This is a genomic window from Pseudoteredinibacter isoporae (assembly GCF_040372805.1).
Lineage (GTDB): Bacteria > Pseudomonadota > Gammaproteobacteria > Pseudomonadales > Cellvibrionaceae > Pseudoteredinibacter > Pseudoteredinibacter isoporae_A.
On record NZ_BAABWJ010000002.1, the window covers coordinates 20,014 to 44,975 of the forward strand.

A 24,962-nucleotide genomic window follows, 5' to 3' on the forward strand; every position below is an offset into this window, starting at 1 on the left:
AACATTACCTAATGGCCAGGCCCGTTCCAATTTCTGTGTGCAGCAGTGGGCAATCAAAAGGTTTGTCCAGTGCGGTACGAATGGCGTGGACATGGACGTTAAGATTGGAGGCCTTCACTTCTTTATCCGGCCAGAGGTGGTCGTGCAGCTCTTCCCGGGAAACCACTTTAGGGCTGCGTTGAGCCAGATAGGTCAGCAATTTGAAGGCGGTGGGCGATAACTTGATAGCTTGGCCCTGACGTTCTACCGTGCGAGCTGTGACATCAATCACCATGTCATGGATGGACAGTTTGCGGCCGGATTGCAATTGCCGCTTTTTGATGGCATCGATGCGCGCTTTCAGTACAGCTAAGGAGCAGGGTTTGGACACATAGTCATCGGCACCGGCCGAAAAACCACGCAGTTGCTCCTGATCATCGTCGCAGGCGGTGAGAATGAGGATCGGAGTATCAATGCCTCGGTCCTGCAGCGTCTGGCAAACCGTATAGCCATCCATTCTCGGCATCATGATGTCGAGAATAATTAAGTCGTAAGAGTTTTCTTCGCACAGTTGCAGGGCAGCGACACCGTTGTAGGCAAAGTCGCATTCCATCTCGTGCATTTCGAGATAAGCCGCAATATTGGCAGAGAGGTCGCGGTCGTCTTCCACAATAAGAATAAGCATGGGCAGTCCTGAATGATCTCCAGCATCCGATGGTTTGCTGAGAAGAGTACGTTGGAGTTATTTAAACCTCCAGGCAAAGACGTAGCAATACCGCTTGTGATTGGGGGCATACGATTATCACGTTACTTGAAGCGGTTATATGACCAAAACCATTGCTCCGGGTGCAAATGGATTGTTGATTGCATCTTGCGGGTGATGGTTTCGGTTAAGGTAGCAATGATGTCTTTTCGGCTGAGCCCTTGGCCTGTCGGACGTTCGATTTCCGACAGATAGAACTGACAGCGTGTCGAGTTCGCCGACTCTTTAATGGTGTAACAGAAATAGAGAGGGGCATCTGAGAAAACAGCCAGCGCCGCTGCGGTGGTGGGTACAGTGGTATCCCGGTTCAGAAACGATACTTGCTGACCCCGTTCTCGTAAATCGCTGTGGATGATCAGGGATTGTCCATTGGACACTTCTTCCAGAAGTTGCACCATGGTGTTGTTGCCCCGTTTGATGTAGGGAATATCAAGCCGCTCCAGGATCTTGCAGCCAAGGACGTTGAATGCCGGGGTATTTTCGCCGCGGCCAATCAAGGTGGCCGTCGGGATACCCATTTTGTTCAAAATATAGGTGGGCATATCAGCGAACCCCATATGAAGCGAGACAAAAATAGCGGGGCGTTCGCGTAAATGTTCGGCCAAATCAAAGTAACGTGTGCTGTTGACCAGCTCGTATTTCATATCAGGAATATCCAGGCAATGAACAATACCCGATGCCTGATACTCGACACTTTGTTTGGCGATACATCGTGCTTCGTCTTGCTCAACGTGGACAAAACTCTGTTGAATGGATTGGCTCATGGTTTTGACGCGTTTCTTGTAAATCAGCGCGGACATGAGTTTTCCAAAGATGATTCTGAAACTCCTGGGGCTATTCAGAAGTATCCACACGCTCTTGGCTAAGAAGGCGTCTTTTGATTGGTCTTTCATTGGGCTGGCTCTTGGGAAAGTTGAAGTAGAGCTGAGGTGTCCAACTTGTGCCGTTGGGTCATTGGTAGAGTGTCGACCCTTCTGATTTCGCTGGGAACGGCGTAATGAGGTAAGTACTTTGAAAGCCGGGTTTTCAAACGGTTCTCGGAAAAGTTGTAGGCCGGATCACTCACACAGAAACTTACAATTCTCACAACACTCCCCTGCCGGGTGATGGCAACGGTTTTGGCAAACTGCACATGGGGATGATGGCAAAGAAGCCCGTTAATTTCAGCCAGATCAATGCGGTAACCACGGTATTTGATTTGAGCGTCGATACGATCGAGCAAATACAAGTAGTCGCCTGCGCAGGTCACCACATCACCACTCGCATAGCGGCGTTGCACGGGCGCTTCCTGTGTCGGCTCGTTGCCAATATACCCGGACATTACTTGGGCACTGTTGATGATCAGTTCGCCTTCAGACGCATCGCCCGCAATGCTTAGAGGGGGTTTGTGTTCGCCGATGGGTAAGCGTTCTCGATGAGACTGTGATTCTATGTTGGTAATTTCGACAGTCGATACCGCAATGGTGGCTTCCGTCGGGCCATAGCTGTTGAATATTCGCGCCCTGGGAAAACGTTGCTGAAGGGTGGCGACCAGGTTTTGTTCCAATGGTTCGCCACAGAAGTTAAACACTTTCAGCTCATCCATGGTCTCTCCGTTAAAGTCACGGTTCAGTAACTGCAATATGATATAGGACGGCGTCGAAACCCAATGAATGTTTCGCCCTCTGATGGACATAGGAAGCTCTATACTCGCAAGCCGGTCGCTTTGGCTGTTAATCCAGAGACTATGTCCTTGCGCAAGAAATGGAAAGATGCTCATCAGGGATAAATCAAAACTGTATGAGGCTGACAGGCTGAACACCGGGGCTTCCAGTGGGGGGAAATCTTGGTTGAACCAGTGGCAAAACTCCGTAATGGAATGACGGTCGATCATGACGCCTTTGGGTTTACCCGTGGTTCCCGAGGTAAAAATAATATACGCCGTTTCACTTGGAATAGGCGGCGGTGTCGCGGGTTTTCGGTCGAAAGCTTTGATCGTTCCGTCAATGCAGTCCACATGCAGGCCGCAGGCGATCATGCTGACAATGTATCGCCTGCGTTCCTGGGGCAGGTTTCTGTCCAGGGGCACGAAGGGAATGTTCAAGCTGAGTGCAAGCAGGATGTAAATCGCCATATGCGGCGTTTGCTCGGCTTGCTGATCGTGGAGAAGAATGATCGCTCGGTGTTTGTCTTTCAGTTGTTTTTCGACCGTGTTTCGAATCGAGTTGTAAGTGGCGTGAAACTCAGACCAGCTGAGTTGCTGATCTGCATATATGATTGCAGGCTGATCGCCTTTAGGCAGGGCATTGATATCAAACATGATTATCCAAGGGCGTTCTGGGGCTCAAGCGTTTTCCGGGCGATAAGACGGCAGATGCTGAGAACATTGCCAAACTCAACATGGTTAATATCTTCGGCTGATAGTCTTACGTCATACCGTTCTTCGATGAATATCAGCAGTTCGACTATCGCAATGGAATCCAGAAGGCCACTTTCCAACAGGGGCGTTTCTGACTCGATGGCTTTACCGATTTGCAAACTGATGTAGTCCTTGATTTCCCTGGCTTGGGACATGGTCGTAATCTCCTTGATAAAAATCCATCTCGCCTTCTGGGCGGGTTTTGAACCGACGATGTGCCCATAAATACTGATCTGGTTGGTAGGTAATCGAGGTTTCGAGAAAGCGGTGATAACGCTCCAGGAAATCTCGTTCGTTCGTTAATGGCAGAGGGGTGTGGTAGCGCAGTGTCACCGAGCGGGGGCTGTCTCCGGCGTAAAAATCAGTAGGAATGACCGTAGCCTGAGTGATTTGCGCCAGCCGAAAAACCGACGTGCTGCTGGCGGTCTTAATGCCGAAAAAATCTGTGAACAAGCTGCCTTTTAGGCCAAGGTCCTGATCTGGTGCAATCCAGAGTATGCCGCCTTCTTTCAAAATTCTGATCATGGCGCGCACATCTTTTGTGCTGACGATACCCTTGGCCCATCGCAGGCGCCCTTGATTGATCAGGGCGTCCATCAATGAATGCTTATGAGGTTGATAGCTAATGTAGATATCCTGCTTTGCGGTAGCGACGATGCCCGCGATATCCAGGCTGGTGAAATGTCCTCCCATCAAAATGACACCCTTGGGTTTTTCCTGTGCCCGCTCGAGTACACAAGCATTCACAATACGGCTATGGCGTCGGTAGTAATGTAGGGGGCTGACCCAGGACGTAAACGTTTCCAGATATCCGGAAAGGGTATTTACGGTATTTTTTTCGGCCAGCGCCTGTCGTTGTTCTTGATTCAGCGTGGGGAAACAGGCTCGCAGATTTCGATCAATGATCCGGCTCCGCCTTTTAAGCAGGGCTTTAAAAAGGCGACTGGTTATGCGGCTCAGGCGAGATCGGTTTTTGTCTCCAATGACGTACAGCATCTTACAGGCCTGCAAAATCAAATTCCGTTTTAGAGTCGAAGGCATGGTAAGAGTCCGCTGGTGAATGCTAGGTAAATAATCAGTGTTGTAATAGGCTATCAAGGCGGAATTAATGTCTTCTTAATTCAACATTAACAAGGCATTAACGGCGGGGAGGAAGGCGAAGGAAATACGCGGAAAAAAGTACGTGAGGAGAACAGCAGGCGTGCAGTGAACAGCGAGATTTGAGAAAGTTAAGAAAGTTAAGAAAGTTAAGAGAGCAAAGAGATAAAAGAGGACTCAAGCCTTGCCTTGCGGATTGGGGCAGTAATCCGCACGTCCCGATAGAGCCCAAAGGCAAGGTTAAAGCGTTTTTAATCTCGCCAGTGTTTGAGAAGGGCCTCTGCTGCTTTCTCGGCGCCACCGTTGCACATCCACCAATGCCCCTGGGCAGGCAGTCCCAGGCAGTAGTGAATTCTTAATTTCTCTGCCATTTCATAACACATATCCATGGTGCCGGCGAAGGGATCGTTTTCCGGGACAAAAACCAAGCCCGGAGGCAAATCGGCGCGCACAAGGCGTTCTCCGAGCAGTTGCATAGTGGGTTGAACGGCGGAGCGATACAGTTTTAATATGCTTTCGCCCATGTCATCGCTGAGGGACGGGGCAATTTTACTGGCAATCAATGCGGGCATGCCGCTGGCTTGCAGCACTTCGGCACGTTCCTCGTTAGACAGCTGAAGATTCGCGTACATTAATTCTTCGCCGAGGCCTTCCGTTTGCCAAGCCTGTGCCTGAGCGTGCCAGTGGTAGTTTGGGTGCAACATACCTGCACAGTCTGCGGCCCATGATTTTATGAAATCAGGGCGTTGATCCAGCAGACCATAAACATGCAAGGCGCCCCAGTCATGCCCTAGGAGGTGGATATCGCCCTTAAAGGGCTCCAGTTTTTTGATCATCCAATCGATATACGCCAAGCGCGTGGACTGAAATCCGATGGGGAGTTCTGAACCAAAGCCCGGTGGGCTCAGTATCATGATGTCATCAACACCCTGACCATTAAGAATCTGAATTAAGTTTTCCCAGATGACAGCGGTTTCCGGGTTGCCGTGAATAAAAACCTTCATCTTGTTTTCCTGTTGTTGTGCTCGCTCGGGAGGCGTCAGAATCTTTGTGTAATAAGATCGACGCTGATCTCGGTCATACAGTGTCTACATTCCCTTGCGGACAGGATTAAGCTGGGCGGTAGTGCCTTTGAAGGATTGCCGTTGGCCCGGATTGCTGGTGACTCTTCCTGAGTCGATGAATTGTTTTCTAACAGAGTTGTCGTGCCGCACCACATCGGATCGGCGGAGTGTTGAATGCTAAAAATAAAAGCGTTGAAAACACGCGGTGTTCAACAAACGCCTTTTAAACAATCACGCTTAGACATTAGAATTTGGAAAATTCGATCGTGTGTAAAGTGCTTGTGCTGATGTTTATGTGTCCACTAATGCATGATAGATTATAGATTGAGAAGTGTGTTGATATTTCAGGACATATTCTTTCTTCGGCTGGACAAAAGCCTAAGTATCATTACTTAAGTGGTTTGAATTTACGGTTTTCATTTGCTTAAGCGGATATTTTTTAACTGTCGTAGGAAAAATACGTCGGCATATCTGATCAGGATTATCTGTTTTTCTTTGGGTGGGTTTCGGTTTTTCATGATGTTGTTAAAGAGGGTCTTTCAACATGACATTCGCGTCACCTGAGGTTTTCAGGCGACACGGTGTTTTTCATATGTTAAATGTCGGTGTGAATCCAGCGACGAGAAAAATTAGGGGGCAATTTTGTTTTTCAGGGCTTTGCTCAGTGGCGCGGGTAAGCTCGGCATGGATTTCAGAAGATACGGCAGAATTTTACGCTTAATGCCATTGAGTGATTCTGGTACCACGGCCTCAATCAGATGAGGTCCCGGTTTGCTAAGCGCGTATTCCATTGCTTTTAATAATTCTTCGGACGTGTGCACCCGGCTGCCATGTACTCCCATGCTCTGGGCCAATAACGCAAAGTTGGTAACCGGGCCACTGAGATCAAGTTGAGATTTTGCTTTTTCCCCAACTTCTTCTGCACCTACACGTTCCAATTCAACGTTTAATACGGAATAGGACGCATTGTTGAAAATAATGGTGGTGATGTTCAGATGCTCTCGTGCCATGGTCCATAAAGCCTGGTTGGTGTACATGGCGGTGCCATCACCGATCAAGGCTAGAACCGGACGGTCTGGGCAGGCAATGGCCGCACCGATAGCGCTGGGCAATCCCTGGCCAATGGCACCGCCTGTGAGTGTGATCATGTCATGTCGCGGTGCGCCGGCCGTCATGGCATTGAGCATTAAACCGGAGGTAATGGCTTCATCGACAATGATGCTGTTCTCGGACATGAGTTCGCCCACGGCGCGACAGACTTTATCAGCGCTGAGTTTACCTTTCGGGCGGCCAGGCCTTTTTGCGTTTTGTAAAGGAGCTTGTGCGCTGCTGGCGCCCAGTGACTCGATCAGCGCGTTTAAACTGGTTTCCGCATCTTGTTCTTCACTGCTGAGTGTATGAACCGTGCAGTGGTCGGGCACCAGATAACTCTGTTTTCCAGGATACGCAAAGAAAGACACGGGGGCTTTGGCGTCGACCAAAATTAAATGGTCAAATTCGGAAAGTTGCAGGCTTGCCATTTCCGCCAGATACGCAATGCGTTCTACGGCAGGTAGGCCCGCACCTCGTTCAATCCGTGATGGAAAGGTTTCGGCGAACAAGGTCACGCCTGCATGGGCCGCAATCTTTGCGGCGGCGAGCAAGGTGTTTTCCCTCAAGGCCTGGCCGCCCAGGAGCATAGCGGTTTTTTTGCCGCTGTTGATGGCAGCACTGGCGTTATTGATCTGCTCGCTCGTAGCTCCGGCGACGGGTGCTGGTGGTGGAAGCGTACACGCTTGAGCACCTTCGCCCCACGACACATCAGCTGGCAAAATTAAGGTCGATACCTGGCCCGGTAAACCTCGTGCGGCGGCAATTGCTTCGACCGCATCCTGGCAAAGATCTTCGGTACGTTGTGAAGTGCGTACAAAGTTAGGCGAGATATTGCGGGCGACAGTCTCGATATCGGATTGCAGTTGTGCGTCGTACTTCACATGGTAAGTCGCATGATCGCCAACAATATTCAGCATAGGGGATTTGCCTTTGCGAGCATTGTGCAAATTGGCAAGGCCATTCCCCAGGCCGCAGCCCAGATGCAGAAGTGTCGCTGCGGGTTTGCCGGCCATTCGGGCATAGCCGTCTGCCGCACCGGTCGCAACACCTTCAAACAATGCGAGAACGGCACGCATCTTGGGCTCATTGTCCAAGGCCGCGACAAAATGCATTTCACTGGTACCCGGGTTGCTGAAACAAACCTCGATACCGGAGTCTACCAGAGTTTTCATAAGAGCTTGGGCGCCATTGGGCATTGGGTTTCTCCTGCTGACATTTTTATATTGTGTTGTTCTGAATGAATAGCTGTGTTGATCAGCTTCCGGTATTAATGGATCGTGCGGCTGCCTTGGCGGTAAGAATGCAGCCGGGCAAAAAGGTGCCTTCAAGCGAGCGCTTACCATTGCTGCCTCCACCGCCAAAGCCGGCGGCTTCACCCACGCAATAAAGACCGGGAATCGCTTGACCATCAGCGCCTAAAACACGACTTTGTAAATCGGTTTGTAAGCCGCCCAAACTTTTTCGAGTGGTCAGCTGAGTGTGTATGGCAACAAAAGGGCCGGCACTGGGTTTTTGAAGCGGAGCGGGTTTGCAGGTGCGCAGTTTGTCCGGGCCCCATTGTCGTGCATGTCGAATCATTCGAATTTGAGGGTCGTTGTTGAGTTTATCGCCGTTGGCGAAGTTTGCATCAAAGGCGTCTGCCGTTGCTTGCAGGACATTCACATCGACATCGTGAGAACAGGTCAGGGCATTCATTTTTTCCGCCAGACCTTCCATGGTGTCATCCACCAAAAAATGTCGGCTTTCGTTTTTCATTTGATTGAAGAGTGCTTTGTTGCCGAGCAGGACATCCTTTAAAAACAAAGGGAACTGCTTATTCAGAATATGAGCATTGTGTTCGGCACCGGATACGGCAAATTCTTTCAGTACGATACGCCGGTTCATCAACTGCCAGGTCCAGGGTTTTTCCTGGGCGGCCACCTGTTGGCACAGCCAATGGGTATCAAAACCGGTCACCAACGGTTCCGGGCCAATGCGTTCACCACGATGGTTTAACCACAAGGCGGATTTGCAGGGAATCGTCGACAAACCGTGCCCAGGAAAATGCGGAAAAGGGTGGGGGAAACCGGCGGCGTAGTTCCACATTTCGCCGGCATGGGTGATGCGAGCGCCAAGGTGATCCTCTGCCCAGTGATGCAATTTACCGTCTGAAAATGGATGGGCTCCATTCAACATGGTATCGGGCATGCCACGTTGGGCGGGCCAGTTGGCTTTGCATTCCTGATGACTGCCATTGATGCCGCCCATGGCCAGCACTACATTGTCGGATTCAAAACGTACTTCTTGGCCGTTGCTTTCATCAATAGCCAATGCGCCGCAGATTTTCCCGGCTTGCTGATCCAAAGCGACAACGCGATGTTGGTGGTAGATGTTCAGTTGGCCTGACGCACTTTCCATAGCGCCGGACAGATGGCGTACCAGTTCACGAGACGTTCCCCAAACAATATGGTAGCGCGGCACGCTGTTCCCTTCGCCCAGCCGACCGCGCTCCACCCAGTTTACCGAGGGCATAAATTTAAGCCCTTCGGCAATTAGCCAATCGTAAACTTCCGAGGCTGAGTGCTCGACATAATACTGTGCCCAGCGCATGGGCCACTCATCCTTGGGATCGAGCTCGCCAAAGCTCAGCCAGTCTTGCAGGGCAAGCTCGGGAGAGTCGGGAATGTTCATTCGGCGCTGCAGGGCAGTATCGACCAATGCCATGCCCCCGAAAGCCCAGAACGCCAAACCACCAAAGCGGTCGGGGGTATCGCGGTCAATGATGGTGACGCGCTTTCCGGCCCGAAGCGCTTCCAGTGCAGTAACAATACCCGCGAGGCCGCCGCCTGCAATCAGTACCTCTGAGCGAATCGTATGTGGCATGGTGTGTTTCCATATTATTGTGTTTTCACAGACTGTATACCGCTATAATCAAACATCGATTGACCTTGAAGGCCATAAAATTGACTTTAGAAGCCAGTGCATCCATCGCTTGGGTAAACAACGTTGTGCAGACCGCCCGGAAACTGGGCGTCGAGCCGGAAGTGTTGCTCGCGGATGCTGAGTTGCCTCTGGAAGCCCTGAATTGGGAGCGCTGGCCTATCGATTTTATTACTCGGCTTTGGCACGCCGCTGAACGTTGTACCCACGATCCGGGTTTTGGTTTAAAAACCGGTTCAGAGGCCCGCCCTGTCAATATTGATGTGTTGGGCATTGCGCTCCAGAGTGCGGCGACCCTGCGAGAATCCTTTACCCTGGTGCAGAAATATCAGCGATTGATTTCCGATGGCGGCCGCTTCCAGATGTTACCAGGGGAGCAGGACACCTGGATCGTTTATCACCCTTGCCAGGGACGCCTGGCCTTCAGCCCCCATCAGATTGAGGCAGTATTGGCGACGGTTGTGGGATTGAATAGCTGGTTGCTTGGCTCGCGTGTGCAGCCAACGCGAGTTCAGTTCAGCCAGTCTCAACTCGGTGCTTTGGCGACCTACCGACAGGTATTTTCCTGCCCGATTGAATTTGAACAGGCTTTCAGTGGCTTGCTGGTCAGCAATGAGGTTTTAGACAAGCCTTTGCCCCAGGCTGATCCAGTTTTGGCGCAGCTCCATGAGCAATACAGCTCTGACCGTTTGATTGAATTGGAACAGGAATCAATTTCCTTACCGGATCTGGCCGAATGGATTAAGTCGAGGGTTGGTGAAACGCTGCCTCGGAGAAGCGATGCTGCACGGGCGCTGGGTATGAGTGAGCGGACGCTTGCCCGACGCCTTGATGCCGAGGGCTGCACCTTTAAAGGCTTACTGGATGACGCGCGAAAGTCATTGGCGCTGGATGCCGTGAGAGAATCCCGGCAACCCCTGGCGGACATTGCCCAGTCTCTGGGCTTCGCGGAAGCCAGTACTTTTTATCGTGCGTTCCGTCGTTGGACAGGCATGCCGCCAGCGCGCTGGCATAAGCATCACAATACTTAATGTCGGCAGCACGGGGGCGGGCTACTTCCGAATCTTTTTGTTGTTTTTTCTGTTGTTCGCTCAGTGGCTTGGCTAAATTACTTATTGCTCCATTCAAAGCCGGTATAAAATTCCACTTCATCGCTGATGGACAGGACTCGCGGCAGCGTGCCCTGGTACAGGGTTTTGTCGCTTTCAGCGCGTTTGATTTTGGAATTCAACAGATTCACCAGCCCCCAATCCATACTGGGCACCTGATCACCATCGGCTTCACGTGAATGACCACCGAGCAGCGTGGGACGTCGGGCGCCGTACAGATTAATGAGCTTTTTCATGCTTCTGACATAGTCGGAACGACTGGAGCCTGGCAACATGGTCATAATGGCACCCTTGTAAATGGTGTCGCCTGTAAACAGATAATTGCCCAGCGGATCGTAAAGTGCGATCGAGTCATCGGTGTGTCCGGGAATTGAAGTGATGCTTAACTCTCGCCCCCCAATATCAATTTTCCCCAAATCCATCACCCATTTGTGAATTTTTATCGGTTCAATGTCCAACCGATCAATAAACCCCAGATGCGCATAACGGCTCAGGTGGAGTGTGTTTTCGTCGGCCAACTTCCGAACGGAGAGAAGGTCGATAATACGAACGTCTTCAAACTCACTGAGGTTGCCTACATGATCATAATGAAGGTGGGAGGGAATGGCGATGATCGGTTTGTCGGTCAGCTTCTCGACGGTATTTCGAATTGGATAACGTCCAGTGCCACTGTCAAACAGTACGGCTTTTTCTTCACCCACAATGAGGTAGTGCCAGTTCTTCTGATACCAGGACAGTTCGCCAATGGCGTAAACGGAGTTACCCAGATCCTTGATGGTCCAGTAGTCTTCCTCGCTCATTTTAGGGTCAATGGGAGGCGGAGTGTGACGGCTGGCGTGCAGTTCCATCAGCAGATAGGGGCTATATTTATAGACGCCCAGAGACAACAGGCCGATCACAATAACAAGGGTATACAACAGCGGACGGATGAATCGTTTCATATTGATGGTATGGCTCAGTAAAACTGAATAAATAAATTCTGGGCAAACTGATACATTTTTCCCAAAGAGGTATTGTAGGGAATAATGTCGGTCGGCGCATTGGGGGATATCGTCATGATAAGTTTTTCAACGGACAACATTAACGGCTTCGTGCGCCTTTTAAAAAACGAATCACCTCGTCAGCCCAATCCAAACAGGCCTGTTCCCCAATAATGCCTCTTCGCAAGGTCAAATAGGGCAGGGCCAGGTTTTCCTGTTCTTTCTTGGTGCTGCTTCGGTATTCATCTTCGATCGCGCGAAAGGTATTGAGCATGCGCTGATGATTATCACGGTAGTCTTTCATCTCTTCCAACAGTTGGGATTGATCTGCTAGATGGCCGGCGTAAAGTTTGACGAGTAATGCGTCGTTAACTTTGCCTAATTTCAAGGGATGCCTGACCCAATCCGATAAGGCGTCACGACCAGCGTTTGTCAGAGTATAAATTTTCTTATCGGGCTTATTGTCCTGAGCTTCGATGTGAAAATCAATCAACCCATCGGCGTGCATGGTTTTCAATTGGGCGTAAATCTGCTGGTGGCTGGCGTTCCAGAAATAGCCCAGGCGAGACTGGAACTGCTTGAGAAGGTCGTAGCCCGAGCTTTCCTCGGTTTCCAGCAGGGTAAGAATAGCGTGTTTCAGGGACATGGGCATTTGGCATTGCTGAACGAAAGGGGAGTATACCTTGGACAGTCACTATGCAAAAGTTTGCATATTGGATCTTGAGGCGTATACTGGCCCGAAGTCATATGCAAAAAATTGCATAGCGTTGCTTGGCTCACTGTTATGGCGGTGAGCTGGCATGGCCCGCTGATAATAAGACTGATAGGAGGCTTGTCACATGTCTGAGAAAGTGAAAGTTCGCACCGGGATCCGCTATCGTAAGAAACACTTGGCGGAGCACTACGATGCCATCGTTGTGGGCTCTGGAATTGGGGGCTTAACGACGGCCGCTTTGCTGTCTCTATTGGGCAAAAAAGTCTGTGTGCTGGAGCAACACTACACCGCCGGTGGCTATACCCACGCTTATGAGCGCGAAGGTTATGAGTGGGATGTGGGGGTTCACTATATCGGTGAGGTGCACAAGCCATCGACGATGAAGCGTATGTTTGATGTATTAAGCCAGGGGCGCCTGAAGTGGCAGGCGATGGACCCGGTATACGATCGCATTATCATTGGTGGTAAAGAATTCGACTTTGTTGCAGGGCGGGAAAACTTTATTGCCTCGCTGAGCGAGCAGTTCCCCGATGAACGTGACAGCATCGAACGTTACGTTGCGCTGATTCGCGAGATGTCCAGCCAAACCCCCAAATTTTTCGCAGGTCAGGCGATGCCAAAGTGGATGTCGTCGATATACCGCCGATTGCGCCCATTTCTGGTACGGAAGGAATTTTTCCAATCGACTCGTGAGGTTCTCGAAGGCATTACTCAGAATCAGGAACTGATCAGTGTGCTAACCGGGCAATGGGGTGATTATGGTCAACCGCCGCGGGACGCCGCCTTCCTAATGCACGCATTGATCGCCAAGCATTATCTGGCGGGTGGAGCCTATCCGGTGGGGGGCGCCAGTGAGATGGCACGTTCTATTATTCCCACCATTCAGCAAAGCGGCGGTGAGGTGTTTACCTACGCCGAAGTTGCTGAGGTTCTGGTGAAAGACAATAAAGCCTACGGCGTTAAAATGGCGAAAGGCGATGAAATCCATGCGGATGTGGTGATCAGTAATATCGGTATTCATAAAACCCTGGGCAAACTGTATCCCGAAGCAAGTCGGGTGCAACACAATGTGGCTGCCACCTTGGGGAATGAGGTGCTGAACCATTCCAGTGCGTCATACTGTTTGTACGCAGGGTTTAAAGGAGAAAGCAAAGAGCTGGGGCTGGACACAACCAATCTTTGGATATACCCCAATGGTGACCACGAAGCCAATGTAGATGCGTTTCGCGAGGGAACGCACAGTGATTTTCCTCTATTGTATATGTCGTTTCCAAGCACAAAAGATCCGACATGGTCAGAACGTTTTCCAGGTAAAAGCACCGTTGAAATTGTGACCATTGCTAACTTCGAAGACTACCAACCCTGGGAAGATACCTATTGGCGAAAACGTGGCGATGATTACGAGGCGCGCAAAGAAAAACTTTCTCAGGAGCTGTTGGAAAAGCTCTTTGAACGCAAACCTCAGCTGCGCGACGCACTGGATTACTACGAACTGGGCACGCCACTGTCGACACAGTTTTATCAACACAATACGGCCGGTGAAATTTACGGTGTTGATCATTGGGTGGACCGTTTTGAACAGTCTTGCATGCACCCACAAACCGATATTCAAAACCTCTATATGACAGGCGCCGATGTGATGACGGCAGGTGTCGGTGGCGGGCTGATGGGGGGAGTCATGTGTACGATGCGTATACTGGGTTTACGCAAAAGCGGAGACGTCATGAAGCTGTTTAAGAACTATGTGGAAGCAAGCTAAGGCTTTTTCAGCCCTTGATGCTCGATAGATAGTCTTCCATCACCGCAATGTTGGCACACAGCTCCCAGTGATTACACTGCTTTAACTGTTTGGGGGTGTTGTACCGCGCACGATAAGACCATGTGCCAATATTGATAGAGTAGGAAAAATACACCAGTTGCTTGAGCTGATTTCGGGTGCCTGGAAACTGGTAGTGTTTCAAAGCTTGAATCAGTAATTCACTGACTTCCTCACTGTGTCGGTCATCCAGCGCTTCCAACTCCGGATAAAGTTGCAGCGCTTGATTGATTTCAGCCATGGGACCGCCTTCTTGTTCAGCTTTGAGCAGATTTCCCAAGAGATAACGAAAGCCATCTTTCCAGTCCGGATGTTGATCAATATTCTGCAGAAATTCGGTAATCAGATGGCGAAGTGCTTTGAGGTAGTCCTCATACAAGGCCTGCAATACGGCCTGCTTGTTTTCAAAGTACTGGTATAGGGAACCCACCGACACCTCAGCGGCTTTAGCTAATTTAGGCATTGTTAGCCCCTGCAAGCCTTCCTCTTTCAGTAGTTTATTGCAGCTGCGCAAAATCGTGTTCACTCGTTCCTGCGAGCGTTTTTGGCTGGGCTGCTTTTTAAGGCTGTTATTCATAGGGGCTTTGTCTGAGCTCAGTCGGGTTTTACTCTAAAGGTTCTTTAGGGCAATCAAAGGCTTAGCGTCAAAGTATATCAGCAAACCGCCCTTGGCTTACCAGTTGTCTGGTATCAGGCTACCCCAAAAGGGTTATGTGAATAAACATTCACATTTATTGACGTCTATATTACTCCTGTTGCATGATGAATGTGAATAAACATTCATATAATAATTAATCGGAGTGGATTATGAATCGCCAAGCAATCGGTATAGCGGCTTTTGCAGTGGCCTGCCTGCCAATGGCCGTGAAAGCTCAAACACTGGAGGAGGTTGTCGTCACAGCCCAAAAACGTGATCAGAGCAGCCAGGATATCCCCATCTCAGTCAGCGCTTTCAGCGCCGAACAAATTTCTAAACTCGGCAATACCGGCCTGCAGGAACTTGCTGCCAATGTGGCAGGCGCCGAGATTTTTGATGATCGTGGTTCCGGTCAGCCAACTTGGGTGATTCGTGGAGTAGGCTTGGCAGATTTCAATCCGAACAATACGCCCACCGCCGCCATTTTTTATGATGAAGCCTATATGTTCTCGAATGTGTTGGGTGGCATCGGCCTGTTCGATATTGAACAGGTGGAAGTGCTGAAAGGTCCCCAGGGTGGTTTGTATGGCCGCAATACCAGCGGTGGTGCCGTGCGTGTGAATTCCCGACGCGCCAAAGTGGGAGAAGAGAGTAACGGTTATGTGCGTGGCAGCTTGGGACGCTGGAACAAAAGCCGCCTGGAAGCCGCAACTGGGTTTGATATCGGTGACAATGCCGCCGTTCGTTTGGCTGCTGTCAGCAGTCAAGGTGGCGGATGGCAAGACAGCCTGGCAACCGAAGGCGATGATGAGTTTGGTGATCAGGGTTTTACGGCTCTGCGCGCTCAGCTCGCTTGGCAGCTTAATGAAAAAACAGATGTGTTGTTGAAAATCGATTACGGACGGGATAACTCAGAAACGTATCTGGCACAGGGTCAGGCAAGTTTTCTTGCAGATGGTTCGGGCCGTTGCCCAGCGGTGGCCGCCGGTGGTGCCGCAAATGAAAGCTGTTTCACTTTGGCGAATATTTTGTCCAACTTTGTGTTCGGCACAGGTACCGGACCACTGGCGACTGATCAAGATGATCAGGGGCGCCGTACAAGCTCGAATCCCATTAATGAACTCGACAATGACTGGCGTAGCGCGAACATGCGGTGGCAGTGGGAAGGCGACAATATTCAGTTTACGTCCATCACTACCGCGATGGATTACAACTTCAAGCAAAATTACGATTTTGATGCGTCGCATTTAACCTTGTTCCACGAGCGCAGTCGTAGTGAACTCAGCGCCTGGTCGCAGGAGTTTCGCTGGCAGGGCGAGTTGTCCGATAGCGTGTACTGGCTTTTGGGGGCCAGCTACAGTGATGAAGAAGTCTTGGCTCATCGAGATTCGGATCTGTCTCAACTGGTTGATTTCCCCAGTTTAGGTTTCCGCTCTTTCACGCAGGAAACCACCTCTGCTGCCGCCTATGGCCAGCTGGAATGGGAGTTCCATGAGGCCTGGAAAATTCACGGCTCCTTGCGTTATACCAAAGAAGATAAAGATCTGATCAACTATCGCTTTTTTGAATCCGAGGGCAATGGCGTTGATCTCAATGGCGATGGCCAACTGCAGCCGTTTTTTTGGCTTGATGGTGTCAATCAAAAAGCCGATTTGGACAGCCACTTTTCAGGCCACATTGGTTTGGATTGGACACCCAATGATGAAGTGTTGATGTACGCAAAAGCCACGCGTGGATTTAAATCGGGCGGCTTCTTCGGCGGTTTTGCTTTCAGTGCTGCCGAGCTTGCCGCCTATGATGAAGAATTGATTTGGTCTTATGAGCTGGGCTGGAAAACCGACTTGTTGGACCGTCGTTTGCGTTTTAACGGTGCCGTGTACTATTACGACTATCAGGATGTGCAGGGTTTTACTCAGGAATTCAACCAGCAGATCGATGGCGTGCTCACCAAGTTGGGGAATCTTGGCGACGCTGAGCATAAGGGCGTAGAAATTGAGCTGACCTACCTGCCGGAATTTATCGATAATCTGCAGTTGTCTTTGCAGGCGAATTATCTGAGCGCAAAAATTTCTGAATCCGCAACAATCGGTTTAGATCCTGACGGGGTGCAGGTGCCCTTGCAGGGGTTGCGTCGAGCTTTTGCACCCGAATACAGTTTCGGCTTCCAGCTTGAACATCAAACGGATTTAAATGAGCATTATCAATTGAACAGCTCACTCAATTACAGCTGGCGGGATGATATCAATGCGGACGATGCCTATGGCACCAATCTTGATCGCGCCTTGTTTGGAATTGAATCTTATCAGCTTCTCGGTATGCGTTTTGAATTGTTGCCAACAGCGGCTGATTGGAAGGTGGCTCTATTGCTCGATAATGTCACTAACGAAGCGTACAGTTTGAACCGCAGTGCGGATGATCTAGGCAGCTTCAATCGTGTTCAAGGGCGTCCGCGCAGCTGGACGTTGGAATTGAGCTATGAATGGTAAATGGGTGGAGATAAACAGCATGTTTCGCAATGTATTGAAGTCGGTTGTGTGCTCATCGGATAGTGTGCGTTGGAAAGCTCTTGCCGGCCTAGCGGCCGGATTTTTTAGCGCACAGGTTTTTTCCGCGGTGGTGTACAGCAATGGCCAAATTTATACCATGAATCCGGCCCAGCCCTGGGCAGAGTCAGTCGTTGTCGATGAAGACAAGATTGTCTACGTAGGGGATGCGGCTGGTGCAGAATCCTATGTAAGAGAAGGCGCTGAGCATGTCGATCTCGCAGGCAAGCTTATGCTTCCTGGTTTGATTGAAACGCACGCTCATCCGGTCTTCGGTTCGGTGTTGGCTTCAGGCTTGGTGTTCGATGTTGAAGAGAGCACGGTCGAATCTTATGTCGCGCAGGTACAGGCCTATCTGAAAGAGCATCCCAATGATGATGTGATTTTCGGTTTTGGTTTTTATGCCGATAGCTTCGGCAAGGCCGGGCCTCGAAAAGAGATACTGGACGAGCTGGACAGCGAACGACCCATTGTTTTTCTGGACGATGGCGGCCACAGCGCCTGGGCGAATTCAAAAGCATTGGCGTTGGCGGGTGTGAACCGCAATACACCTGATCCTGTCCCTGGGGTGCACTTTTATCGACGCGACAAAAATGGCGAGCCGACCGGCTACGCTTTGGAAACTCAAGCGGTAGAGCCCTTGGTCGAAGCTATGGGTATTTATGCGTCTGACAATGTTCGTACGCAACTGCAACAGCTAATGCCGATGTTTCCGATGTTGGGTTACACCACGGTATTTGATGCCGGTATGCTCAGTTTGACGGAGGTGGGCCATCAAGTATTGACGTCATTGGAGAAGTCCGGGGAGTTGAATACCCGCATGATGACTTCCCTGAGTTTGCTCGATCCGGACAAGGCCAAAAATACGGTTAAGGATTTACAGTCTCTTCGTAAACAGTATCAGAGCGAATTGATCTGGCCGACCACGCTAAAGATCCATAACGACGGCACAACAGAAGCGGAAACGGCGGCCCAAATGACCCCGTATCTGAATGATTCGAAAAACGTCGGCGGTTTAATTTTGGAAGGTAAAGCGCTGTCGACTCTGGTTTCGGCGGTGGATAAGGCAGGATTCAATATTCACATTCATTCCATTGGTGATCGAGCCATTAAGGAAGCTCTGGACGCGTTTGCGGTGGCACGTAAACAGAACCCGGAACGTCAAAACCGCTTTTCCACCGCTCATACCGAGTTGGTGCGCCCAGAAGATCATGCTCGTTTTGCCAAGCTGGATGTTGTGGCGCAGACCACGCCATTGTGGTTTGGCATGGAGAGAGGCCACTCAAGCCGTGTTTTGGGCAAAGAGCGTGCCGATCGTTTGTACAGTTTTGCGGATATTTACCGCAGTGGCGGTAAAATTACGTTCGGCAGTGACTTTCCCGTGAGCGGCGGATTACCGGGATTGGTCGCCATGAGTCAGATCGAATCGGGCATGACGCGTGCACTGCCTGGCGCGAGTCCGAACGCAGCGCAACCGCGAGCGGAATCGGCTTTCAGTTTGGACGCGATGTTGCGAGGCTACACCATCGACGCCGCTTACCAAATCAATCGTGACCATGAATTGGGTTCTATTGAGGTGGGTAAGAAAGCGGATTTGATTGTGATGCGTGATAACGTATTCACCTTGGCACCTCAGAAGATTCACACCGCCAAGGTCGAACGCACAATATTGAACGGCAAAACGGTTTATCAGCGTGGCTCGGAAGCGGAAAAGCTGGAAGCCGCATTGGGTTTGTAACGCCGTCACTCATCTTTGAATTAACCGTAGATCAGGCCCTCCCAATAGAGGGCTTTGGCATTCCAGGCCATTGAATGCCCTTCGATGGCTCATTTGGGGTACATGGTTTTTTTGCAGATTTCTTGAAAAGTTAGTTATAACTAGTTTATTGTTTTGACCTATCTATTGGATAAGGTTGATTCGATGAAACCAGGTATCTTCACCACGGCGCTCTGTGCGGCCATCTCTTTTGTTGCCAGTCACTCCCAGGCGGAAAAGTGACGAGTTTTTTGTGAAATGGAAGGATCCGAATTTTAATTCCAAAGAGAAAGCTTTTTACTATGTGCGCGTTCTTGAAGCACCCACCATGAGGCATTCGCAGTTTGATGCTCTCGCTATGAGGCGATCAAAAGCCAATAATGAGCCAGCACTGATCCAGGAAAGAGCGTATTCCTCGCCTATCTGGCTAACTCCAGAATCGTAAATTGGTCTTGCCTGTGAACAAGCATTGGCCTGGGGCTGCCTAAGGCAGCCTCAGGTTTAGAGGGGTTACTTAGGCTTGCGGAACTTTAATGTCCAGCGGTCTGAATTGCCGGTCACTGACTTCACACCAACTTCATAGCGCAGTTCATCGTCCTCGCGATAATGCAGCTCGCTGTAATCTTCGAAAACAAATCCTTGGGCCTGAATCTCCTTAATGGCTTTAACTGGGTCAAAGCGACGGCGGTTGCTGTTGGTGCCAGGCTCCATGTGACGCGCAGTGTGATCGACCACGGCGTAGACACCGCCAGGTTTCAGGGCTTGCCAGGCGGCTTTGTTCATGGCCGTCCGTCCACCCTCGGTCAGGTTGTGGTAGTTACGGAAGGTAAAAACGATATCAGCTCCTTTTACACCGATGTCGGTAAAGTTCAAATCAGAAAATCGGGCACCTTCTTCACGACTGAATTTGGCGTCGTTTTTGGCAATGTTCATTTTTTCAAAGCCGGCTTTTCCGCTCAGAGATTTGCTGATGCGGCTGGTGCCAAGTGCAGCGTGATACTCACCGTTTTCGGCCATGACGGGAACCAACAGCTTGGTGTACCAACCACCACCGGGAATAAACTCAACCACTTTCATATCATCACGTAAACCGAAGAATTCCAGCGTTTCGACGGGCATACGATTGCGGTCGCGCGCGGTTTCTTTTTCGGTGCGAATTTCGGCCTGCATAGCAGACTGGATTTTAGCTTTTGTGGCATCGAAACTGTCGGCCAATACGCTGGCGCTGAAGGCTGTAGCGGTAATCAAGAGTGCTGAAGTCAATCGCATAGTCAATTCCTAATGTATTCGAGTTATCGTTCGTTATATCCAGCCGTTTCAAGTGGAGACATTCCACAGGTAAAAAAGCAACTTGGAATCCTACCACCTCGTTTTATCCAGTAAAGATAGACGGCGAACTTTAATGCGGTAAGTTGAGTGATATGAAGGGTGAATGTCTTGGGTTTTTTCGAGTAAATCTCCGATCTGTCCTGCCCAGCGTTTGATGGCCAGGCACACCGGAGTTTCTACGGTGTCATTGACGGTCACAAGACTGGGGACTGTGGAAGATATTCAGGATGTGATTCCTGTCACCGTGCGTTCTTTAATCATACGGCAGGGGCGGTTGATGACTGGCGTTTTGAACTGGTTCGCGCCGACCGTAAAGCGGTTGATGTGCAAATTCGACTCAAGATGGCATTGGAGCTGCGATAATCGCGTCTGACAAGTCAGGCCGTAGGTTTCTGAGCAAAGTGCATCCAACGTTGGTTGAATTCCTCAAAAGCTGTCAAAAGGGCCCGGTATTTTTCTGCTGATTGTTCAAGCTCAGCGAGGGCGTGGCAACAGGCTTCCAAGGTAGAAAGCTGGCCCTCTTTAGGGGCTTTACGAATGCGGTATTGACCAATTTCATGAGCACGTGCTGTAAAACGGGGTAGCTGCAATAAAGCCGGGTTCAACTGAAGCATTTTGTAGGTTTTACGCCAAGTACCATCCAGTACCCAGAGGCGGATAGGCTGCATGTCAGTATTGTCATCGGACGATGTGAACTCTCTTGAGGTTTCAGTCGAGGGAACATTGTGCGGCTCGGATACATCATCGCTTGGGTAGAGCAAGATATCTTGATAACCGTGGTTACTGAGTGTTTGTTCCAGCAAAGGGAAGTCTTCCCCGACCCACGTCGACATTCTCTGTAAACTCAGTTGTAACAGAATAGCGCTACCTTTTGGGTGTTGGCTTTCTTTCGGGTGTTGCAACAAATGAACGTGCACTACATTGTTAACTGGCGTGATCAGATCGCACAAACAGCTACGCTGCGGGCGCTGGCATTGCGAGCAGCGGATGCGTGTGTGATGGGCTTCAGTCATCGGGGGGAATTCTCAGTGGTAGCGCTTTATGTGAAGGCAGTATGCTAACATAGCTCAGGCTGGAGCAAAGACGTTCCAGTGTTCTGGCAAGGTAATGAGTTTACGGTTCTCTATGGAAATCCTCGCATTTATCAAACTCCATGATGTACTGGCATTGATGTGGTTACTGGGAGGCTGGTTTGCCTACACCCGTTTTGCCAAGAGAAAAGCCAAGACCACAGACTGCTTGGCTTCCGTGTTGCATCGCTATCGGGTCGATTGGATGGAGCGCCTGCTCAGTCGAGAACAACGTGTGGCAGATGCAGCTCTATTGGCCAATATTGAACGCAATGTGAGTTTTTTCGCTTCGACAACGTTGTTGGTTCTCGCGGGTTTGGTAACGGCCTTGGCCGCCGCCGATAAAGTGCAGCTAACCCTTGAATTGTTGCCGTTTGCCTCATCGGTGAGTACTCAAGAGCTTGAATTGAAGTTTCTGATTCTGATCAGCATTTTTATCTATGCCTTCTTCACCTTTACCTGGTCCCTGCGTCAGTTTGGATTCGTGTCGGTGTTATTGGGGGCTGCTCCCCAACTGGATGACGACAGTGAAAACCCCGCTGCAATCCGGCGCTATGCGAAATACACGGCGAAAGTTCTGGACCAGGCCGGTCACAGCTTTAACTACGGTTTGCGGTCTTACTATTTTGCGCTGGCCAGCATGGCCTGGTTTATCGATGCGCGTTTAATGGCGTTCTCGGTCACGGTCGTCATTATCGTATTGTATATTCGCGAGTTTCGCTCCAGCAGTTTGAGTGCCATGCTCAACATTGATGAAGGTTTTGAGGGCGAGCGCGAAAATGTGGAAGCGGTCAGCAAGAACGTCAATCGGGGTTAAAGCCATCAGGCGGCGAGCCCTTGAATCAAGGCGAGCTTTTCGGGGCGTTTAAGCTGCTTGATCGCGTATTCCCGCTGAGCCGCGCTGCGTTTGTCGTGCGGGTATTCCATCCAAACTATTTTCAACGGCCGGCGTGTGCGAAAGTACTTTGCGCCTTTTCCACTCGAGTGTTGTTGCCAGCGACGCAGTAAATGATTGCTAATGCCGGTATACAAGCTACCGTCCTCGCACTCGATGATGTACACCCACCAAGCGTCCTCAGTTGGCATCGTCCAGCTCTTCCAGCAAGAGGTCTTTAGCCTGATTTAGCATGGCGGCTAAATAATCACTGCCGCCTTGATCCGGGTGGTTCTTCTGCATCAATTTGCGATGGGCCTGGACGATGTCGTCGCGATTCGGCTCGCCGGAAAGATTCAGGATTTGCAGGGCCTGCTGTCGATCGATCTGAGTATCGGTTTGGGGCTGGTTTGGTTGGGATTGATCCATCTGATTGAGTTTTCGTTGCATGAACCACAAGCCGAACTGGCGGAGAAACGGCACACTCAGTGCCAGCAGGCCGCCGATCCAGTGCAGCCTTCCGGTTAGAGCCATCGCCACAACGGCAGCAACCGTTGCCCACAGCAACCAGCCTGTGACCAGACGCTTACGCTCAGGCTTGGGGGTACTGATAAAACGATTGCGCAGATACCAGGCCAAAAAAATCAGGGCCACTAAAATAATGAGTTTTGCCATGGAGGGTGATGTTCCTAAGTTCAAGCGGGATCAGGTCTAAATTCTGCCCGATCGGTTCGCTAAAAACTAGGGGTAGAACCTTCGCGCCCTCTGGCTCGGTGTCTTACTAACTTGGTTCTGGCTCGTTTTGGCGATGTTTATTGGGGGCGGGTGGTTTGGCGGTGCGTACGCAATTTCGCCCTTCACGCTTGGCTTGATACAGCGCCTGGTCGGCGGCATTGAGGAGATCGAGGGGTTGATGGTCAGGCCCGGGTGTCAGGCCGCAGACCCCGATGCTGATGGTGATCGACAGTTCAGTATCCTGATACCACAGGTCATCATCCTCGACATTCTGCCGTAATTGCTCGGCAAGACGGGAAGCCTGTTGGCTGCTGCTGTCACTCAAAATAATAATGAATTCTTCGCCGCCGTAGCGGCAAACGATATCGCTCCCCCGTTTAAAATGCGTCAGCAGGGAATTGGCAATGCGGCGTAAAATTTCATCGCCTGCAGAATGACCGTGTTGATCATTGATCAACTTGAAGTGATCGACGTCGATCAACATCAGGCAGAGATTCTTTTGATCTCGTCGCGAGCGCTGCCATTCAGAAATAAACTGCCGGTCAAAGTACATCCGATTAAAGACCGAGGTTAAACCGTCAGTGACCGAGAGGTCTCGCAGCTCCCGATTTGCTCGGGTCAATTCTTGCTGGGTGAGCAACAGTTCTTGATTTTTCAGGTGCAGATCAGAGACGCGTTTTTGAACTTCATCACTCAGTCCCTGGGACAATCGAGAGGCCACCTTACTGGCGCGGGCGAGTTTCTGGCTCTGGGTAAGCCCCTGGGCAATCACCAAGAAGACCAGAGAGGCGAGAAAAAACTGATTGTTGGCAACCCAACCCAGATACTCTGCCAGTTCAATATGCACGGAAATCAACAACGGAGCGACATACAGGGCGATACGGCGCGCGTACATCAGACGGTTACTCAGGACTTTATACAGAAGATACAGCACCAATAGATACTGCAGCCCAGAGAAAAATACCAGAGCGATAATCCACTCGCGGCTGTATTCGGCCGGCAGTAAAAAGAAGGGCAGGCTGAGAACAATGGCAATGACGAGATTGCTTTTTACAAAGCGGTGCGTGAAAAAGTGTTGGCGGAAACTGTTGTGCACGAACCCCACCGCTAAGGCGCCACCGATCATGATAGTACTGTGCAGCAAACTGAAGGCGAGTCGGTAGCCGGTATCACTGTTGCTGTTGTCTATATTGATAAAAAAATTATCCAGCGCGGCTTTACTCAAGGCGATCAATACTGCGGCACTGCCTATCCAAAGGTAGGAACGGTTACGACTGCCCGATACCGAGGTGCCAATGGCGTAAAGGCCAAAGCTAAAAATGATGGCGACAATGAATCCCTGACAGAGAAGCTGCAGTTGCTCGATTCCTTGCAGTGATTTGCTGTGGCCCAGAATAGGGGGTTGGCAGAGTCCGGGAGTGGGGCTGCTGAAACCGGCACTTTGAATCATTAATTCGTAGTGACTCGGGCCGGGTTTGATATTGAGGTGCGTGTGGAACTGCCCAAGTTCAGCGCGGTAATTCTGGGGATCAGATGATACCTTACCCACTTCCAGAATCGGGTCGAATTGCTGGTTTTCCTGTCCGAGAGGATAAAAGTACACCTTGGCACTATTACAGACATAGCGCAGGCTAAGACTCAGGTTTTGTCGAAAGCTCTCTTCAGGAAGCTTCAAGCGCAGGCGATAACTGCCCAGATTTTGACGCGTGCCACGAAGCTGTTGCTGGCCGGCAAAATAGTGGGGCAGGCTGACAGTTTCTTGGGACGAGCGCTCATGAGTTACGCCGGGTTCCAGCAATTGATTCGGATACCAGCGCCAATGCTGATCCAGTTTAATGGCTTGAAAATCCCATTCGCTGAGATCGAGTTCCTGAAACGGTGCGGTAATGGGAAAGGATTCAGAGGAACGAACCTTGGCGTAAGGTTGCAAAGTAGCCAGCAGCGCGATAATGATGGCAACCATTAATGGCCAAAGGTCCCTGATCATTACGCTAATTATCCGTATGTCGCTCTGATGGGTGTGGTGATTATTTAAACAGGAGCGCATCTTGGCATGTCGGGCATGACTATACAAGATTGAAGTGT

23 protein-coding genes are annotated in these 24,962 nt (G+C 50.5%); 6 read left to right on the forward strand and 17 right to left on the reverse strand.

Annotated elements, in window-relative coordinates:
* Positions 1-4: 4 nt before the first annotated feature.
* The 8 genes from ABWW03_RS06480 to ABWW03_RS06515 form a co-directional block, all read right to left on the reverse strand.
* Positions 5-664 (reverse strand): response regulator transcription factor, encoded by a 660-nt coding sequence (locus tag ABWW03_RS06480; protein ID WP_353407160.1) that lies wholly within the window; start codon positions 662-664, stop codon positions 5-7.
* A 122-nt stretch (positions 665-786) separates the two neighbouring features.
* Complete coding sequence (locus tag ABWW03_RS06485) at positions 787-1,635, reverse strand: lysophospholipid acyltransferase family protein (RefSeq protein WP_353407161.1); 849 nt, start codon at positions 1,633-1,635, stop codon at positions 787-789.
* Positions 1,632-3,041: an AMP-binding protein gene (locus tag ABWW03_RS06490; RefSeq protein WP_353407163.1), complete on the reverse strand. Its 1,410-nt coding sequence runs from the start codon at positions 3,039-3,041 to the stop codon at positions 1,632-1,634. The genes ABWW03_RS06485 and ABWW03_RS06490 overlap by 4 nt, the downstream gene beginning before the upstream one ends.
* Positions 3,042-3,043: 2 nt before the next feature.
* Positions 3,044-3,295 carry an acyl carrier protein gene (locus ABWW03_RS06495; protein ID WP_353407165.1) on the reverse strand — a complete coding sequence of 84 codons (252 nt, stop codon included), beginning with the start codon at positions 3,293-3,295 and terminating at the stop codon, positions 3,044-3,046.
* A complete protein-coding gene (locus tag ABWW03_RS06500; RefSeq protein ID WP_353407166.1) occupies positions 3,246-4,181 on the reverse strand; it encodes a lysophospholipid acyltransferase family protein in 936 nt (311 codons plus the stop codon). The genes ABWW03_RS06495 and ABWW03_RS06500 overlap by 50 nt, the downstream gene beginning before the upstream one ends.
* A 308-nt stretch (positions 4,182-4,489) precedes the next feature.
* Complete coding sequence (locus tag ABWW03_RS06505) at positions 4,490-5,242, reverse strand: alpha/beta fold hydrolase (protein WP_353407167.1); 753 nt, start codon at positions 5,240-5,242, stop codon at positions 4,490-4,492.
* Positions 5,243-5,931: 689 nt separating this feature from the next.
* Entirely contained in the window at positions 5,932-7,590 is a 1,659-nt protein-coding gene (locus tag ABWW03_RS06510) for an acetolactate synthase large subunit (RefSeq protein ID WP_353407168.1), read from the reverse strand.
* Positions 7,591-7,648: 58 nt separating this feature from the next.
* The gene (locus ABWW03_RS06515; protein ID WP_353407170.1) at positions 7,649-9,256 is read right to left on the reverse strand and encodes an FAD-binding protein; all 1,608 of its coding nucleotides are present in this window, start codon (positions 9,254-9,256) and stop codon (positions 7,649-7,651) included.
* A gap of 80 nt (positions 9,257-9,336) precedes the next feature.
* Between ABWW03_RS06515 and ABWW03_RS06520 the strand changes: the two genes are divergently transcribed.
* Positions 9,337-10,344, forward strand: a complete 1,008-nt coding sequence (locus tag ABWW03_RS06520) for an AraC family transcriptional regulator (RefSeq protein WP_353407172.1) — start codon at positions 9,337-9,339, stop codon at positions 10,342-10,344.
* Positions 10,345-10,421: 77 nt separating this feature from the next.
* Here ABWW03_RS06520 and ABWW03_RS06525 read toward each other — a convergent pair whose 3' ends face one another.
* From ABWW03_RS06525 to ABWW03_RS06535, 3 genes are read right to left on the reverse strand one after another with little or no spacing between them, the layout of a single operon-like run.
* Positions 10,422-11,363, reverse strand: a complete 942-nt coding sequence (locus ABWW03_RS06525; protein WP_353407174.1) for an MBL fold metallo-hydrolase — start codon at positions 11,361-11,363, stop codon at positions 10,422-10,424.
* Between the two features lie 14 nt (positions 11,364-11,377).
* On the reverse strand, positions 11,378-11,503 hold the full coding sequence (locus ABWW03_RS06530) for a hypothetical protein (RefSeq protein WP_353407175.1): 126 nt from the start codon (positions 11,501-11,503) through the stop codon (positions 11,378-11,380).
* Positions 11,503-12,054, reverse strand: coding sequence for a PadR family transcriptional regulator (locus ABWW03_RS06535; RefSeq protein ID WP_353407177.1), 552 nt, complete (start codon positions 12,052-12,054; stop codon positions 11,503-11,505). Before ABWW03_RS06535 ends, ABWW03_RS06530 begins: the two co-directional genes overlap by 1 nt.
* A 187-nt stretch (positions 12,055-12,241) precedes the next feature.
* Here ABWW03_RS06535 and ABWW03_RS06540 point away from each other — a divergent pair, with 187 nt between their 5' ends.
* Complete coding sequence (locus ABWW03_RS06540; RefSeq protein WP_353407179.1) at positions 12,242-13,876, forward strand: phytoene desaturase family protein; 1,635 nt, start codon at positions 12,242-12,244, stop codon at positions 13,874-13,876.
* A gap of 7 nt (positions 13,877-13,883) precedes the next feature.
* On the opposite strand, the gene ABWW03_RS06545 is transcribed toward ABWW03_RS06540, so the two are convergent.
* Entirely contained in the window at positions 13,884-14,510 is a 627-nt protein-coding gene (locus tag ABWW03_RS06545; protein WP_353407180.1) for a TetR/AcrR family transcriptional regulator, read from the reverse strand.
* Positions 14,511-14,740: 230 nt separating this feature from the next.
* On the opposite strand from ABWW03_RS06545, the gene ABWW03_RS06550 reads away from it, so the two are divergent.
* From ABWW03_RS06550 to ABWW03_RS06560, 3 genes are all read left to right on the forward strand, one after another.
* Positions 14,741-17,056: a TonB-dependent receptor gene (locus ABWW03_RS06550; RefSeq protein ID WP_353407182.1), complete on the forward strand. Its 2,316-nt coding sequence runs from the start codon at positions 14,741-14,743 to the stop codon at positions 17,054-17,056.
* A gap of 19 nt (positions 17,057-17,075) precedes the next feature.
* Positions 17,076-18,851 (forward strand): amidohydrolase, encoded by a 1,776-nt coding sequence (locus ABWW03_RS06555; RefSeq protein ID WP_353407183.1) that lies wholly within the window; start codon positions 17,076-17,078, stop codon positions 18,849-18,851.
* Between the two features lie 271 nt (positions 18,852-19,122).
* Positions 19,123-19,314: a DUF3604 domain-containing protein gene (locus ABWW03_RS06560; protein WP_353407184.1), complete on the forward strand. Its 192-nt coding sequence runs from the start codon at positions 19,123-19,125 to the stop codon at positions 19,312-19,314.
* 65 nt (positions 19,315-19,379) lie between these two features.
* Here ABWW03_RS06560 and ABWW03_RS06565 read toward each other — a convergent pair whose 3' ends face one another.
* Both ABWW03_RS06565 and ABWW03_RS06570 read right to left on the reverse strand, forming a co-directional pair.
* Positions 19,380-20,138, reverse strand: a complete 759-nt coding sequence (locus ABWW03_RS06565) for a class I SAM-dependent methyltransferase (RefSeq protein WP_353407185.1) — start codon at positions 20,136-20,138, stop codon at positions 19,380-19,382.
* Between the two features lie 437 nt (positions 20,139-20,575).
* On the reverse strand, positions 20,576-21,211 hold the full coding sequence (locus tag ABWW03_RS06570; protein ID WP_353407186.1) for a tRNA-uridine aminocarboxypropyltransferase: 636 nt from the start codon (positions 21,209-21,211) through the stop codon (positions 20,576-20,578).
* Between the two features lie 94 nt (positions 21,212-21,305).
* On the opposite strand from ABWW03_RS06570, the gene ABWW03_RS06575 reads away from it, so the two are divergent.
* Positions 21,306-22,085: a DUF599 domain-containing protein gene (locus tag ABWW03_RS06575; RefSeq protein WP_353407187.1), complete on the forward strand. Its 780-nt coding sequence runs from the start codon at positions 21,306-21,308 to the stop codon at positions 22,083-22,085.
* Between the two features lie 5 nt (positions 22,086-22,090).
* Here ABWW03_RS06575 and ABWW03_RS06580 read toward each other — a convergent pair whose 3' ends face one another.
* From ABWW03_RS06580 to ABWW03_RS06590, 3 genes are all read right to left on the reverse strand, one after another.
* Positions 22,091-22,354 carry a GIY-YIG nuclease family protein gene (locus ABWW03_RS06580; protein ID WP_353407189.1) on the reverse strand — a complete coding sequence of 88 codons (264 nt, stop codon included), beginning with the start codon at positions 22,352-22,354 and terminating at the stop codon, positions 22,091-22,093.
* The gene (locus ABWW03_RS06585) at positions 22,344-22,817 is read right to left on the reverse strand and encodes a hypothetical protein (protein ID WP_353407190.1); all 474 of its coding nucleotides are present in this window, start codon (positions 22,815-22,817) and stop codon (positions 22,344-22,346) included. The genes ABWW03_RS06580 and ABWW03_RS06585 overlap by 11 nt, the downstream gene beginning before the upstream one ends.
* A gap of 106 nt (positions 22,818-22,923) precedes the next feature.
* Positions 22,924-24,864 carry a sensor domain-containing diguanylate cyclase gene (locus ABWW03_RS06590; RefSeq protein ID WP_353407193.1) on the reverse strand — a complete coding sequence of 647 codons (1,941 nt, stop codon included), beginning with the start codon at positions 24,862-24,864 and terminating at the stop codon, positions 22,924-22,926.
* Between the last annotated feature and the right edge of the window lie 98 nt (positions 24,865-24,962).

What these genes read in the sequence shown, in the direction of transcription:
- ABWW03_RS06525 (WP_353407174.1), bottom strand. Translation starts at nt 11,363, where the DNA reads ATGAAACGATTCATCCGTCCGCTGTTGTATACCCTTGTTATTGTGATC.
- ABWW03_RS06580 (WP_353407189.1), bottom strand. Translation starts at nt 22,354, where the DNA reads ATGCCAACTGAGGACGCTTGGTGGGTGTACATCATCGAGTGCGAGGAC.
- ABWW03_RS06550 (WP_353407182.1), top strand. Translation starts at nt 14,741, where the DNA reads ATGAATCGCCAAGCAATCGGTATAGCGGCTTTTGCAGTGGCCTGCCTG.
- ABWW03_RS06575 (WP_353407187.1), top strand. Translation starts at nt 21,306, where the DNA reads ATGAGTTTACGGTTCTCTATGGAAATCCTCGCATTTATCAAACTCCAT.
- ABWW03_RS06590 (WP_353407193.1), bottom strand. Translation starts at nt 24,864, where the DNA reads ATGATCAGGGACCTTTGGCCATTAATGGTTGCCATCATTATCGCGCTG.
- ABWW03_RS06570 (WP_353407186.1), bottom strand. Translation starts at nt 21,211, where the DNA reads ATGACTGAAGCCCATCACACACGCATCCGCTGCTCGCAATGCCAGCGC.
- ABWW03_RS06515 (WP_353407170.1), bottom strand. Translation starts at nt 9,256, where the DNA reads ATGCCACATACGATTCGCTCAGAGGTACTGATTGCAGGCGGCGGCCTC.
- ABWW03_RS06500 (WP_353407166.1), bottom strand. Translation starts at nt 4,181, where the DNA reads ATGCCTTCGACTCTAAAACGGAATTTGATTTTGCAGGCCTGTAAGATG.
- ABWW03_RS06510 (WP_353407168.1), bottom strand. Translation starts at nt 7,590, where the DNA reads ATGCCCAATGGCGCCCAAGCTCTTATGAAAACTCTGGTAGACTCCGGT.
- ABWW03_RS06495 (WP_353407165.1), bottom strand. Translation starts at nt 3,295, where the DNA reads ATGTCCCAAGCCAGGGAAATCAAGGACTACATCAGTTTGCAAATCGGT.
- ABWW03_RS06480 (WP_353407160.1), bottom strand. Translation starts at nt 664, where the DNA reads ATGCTTATTCTTATTGTGGAAGACGACCGCGACCTCTCTGCCAATATT.
- ABWW03_RS06490 (WP_353407163.1), bottom strand. Translation starts at nt 3,041, where the DNA reads ATGTTTGATATCAATGCCCTGCCTAAAGGCGATCAGCCTGCAATCATA.
- ABWW03_RS06485 (WP_353407161.1), bottom strand. Translation starts at nt 1,635, where the DNA reads ATGAAAGACCAATCAAAAGACGCCTTCTTAGCCAAGAGCGTGTGGATA.
- ABWW03_RS06545 (WP_353407180.1), bottom strand. Translation starts at nt 14,510, where the DNA reads ATGAATAACAGCCTTAAAAAGCAGCCCAGCCAAAAACGCTCGCAGGAA.
- ABWW03_RS06585 (WP_353407190.1), bottom strand. Translation starts at nt 22,817, where the DNA reads ATGGCAAAACTCATTATTTTAGTGGCCCTGATTTTTTTGGCCTGGTAT.
- ABWW03_RS06540 (WP_353407179.1), top strand. Translation starts at nt 12,242, where the DNA reads ATGTCTGAGAAAGTGAAAGTTCGCACCGGGATCCGCTATCGTAAGAAA.
- ABWW03_RS06565 (WP_353407185.1), bottom strand. Translation starts at nt 20,138, where the DNA reads ATGCGATTGACTTCAGCACTCTTGATTACCGCTACAGCCTTCAGCGCC.
- ABWW03_RS06535 (WP_353407177.1), bottom strand. Translation starts at nt 12,054, where the DNA reads ATGCCCATGTCCCTGAAACACGCTATTCTTACCCTGCTGGAAACCGAG.
- ABWW03_RS06555 (WP_353407183.1), top strand. Translation starts at nt 17,076, where the DNA reads ATGTTTCGCAATGTATTGAAGTCGGTTGTGTGCTCATCGGATAGTGTG.
- ABWW03_RS06505 (WP_353407167.1), bottom strand. Translation starts at nt 5,242, where the DNA reads ATGAAGGTTTTTATTCACGGCAACCCGGAAACCGCTGTCATCTGGGAA.
- ABWW03_RS06530 (WP_353407175.1), bottom strand. Translation starts at nt 11,503, where the DNA reads ATGTTGTCCGTTGAAAAACTTATCATGACGATATCCCCCAATGCGCCG.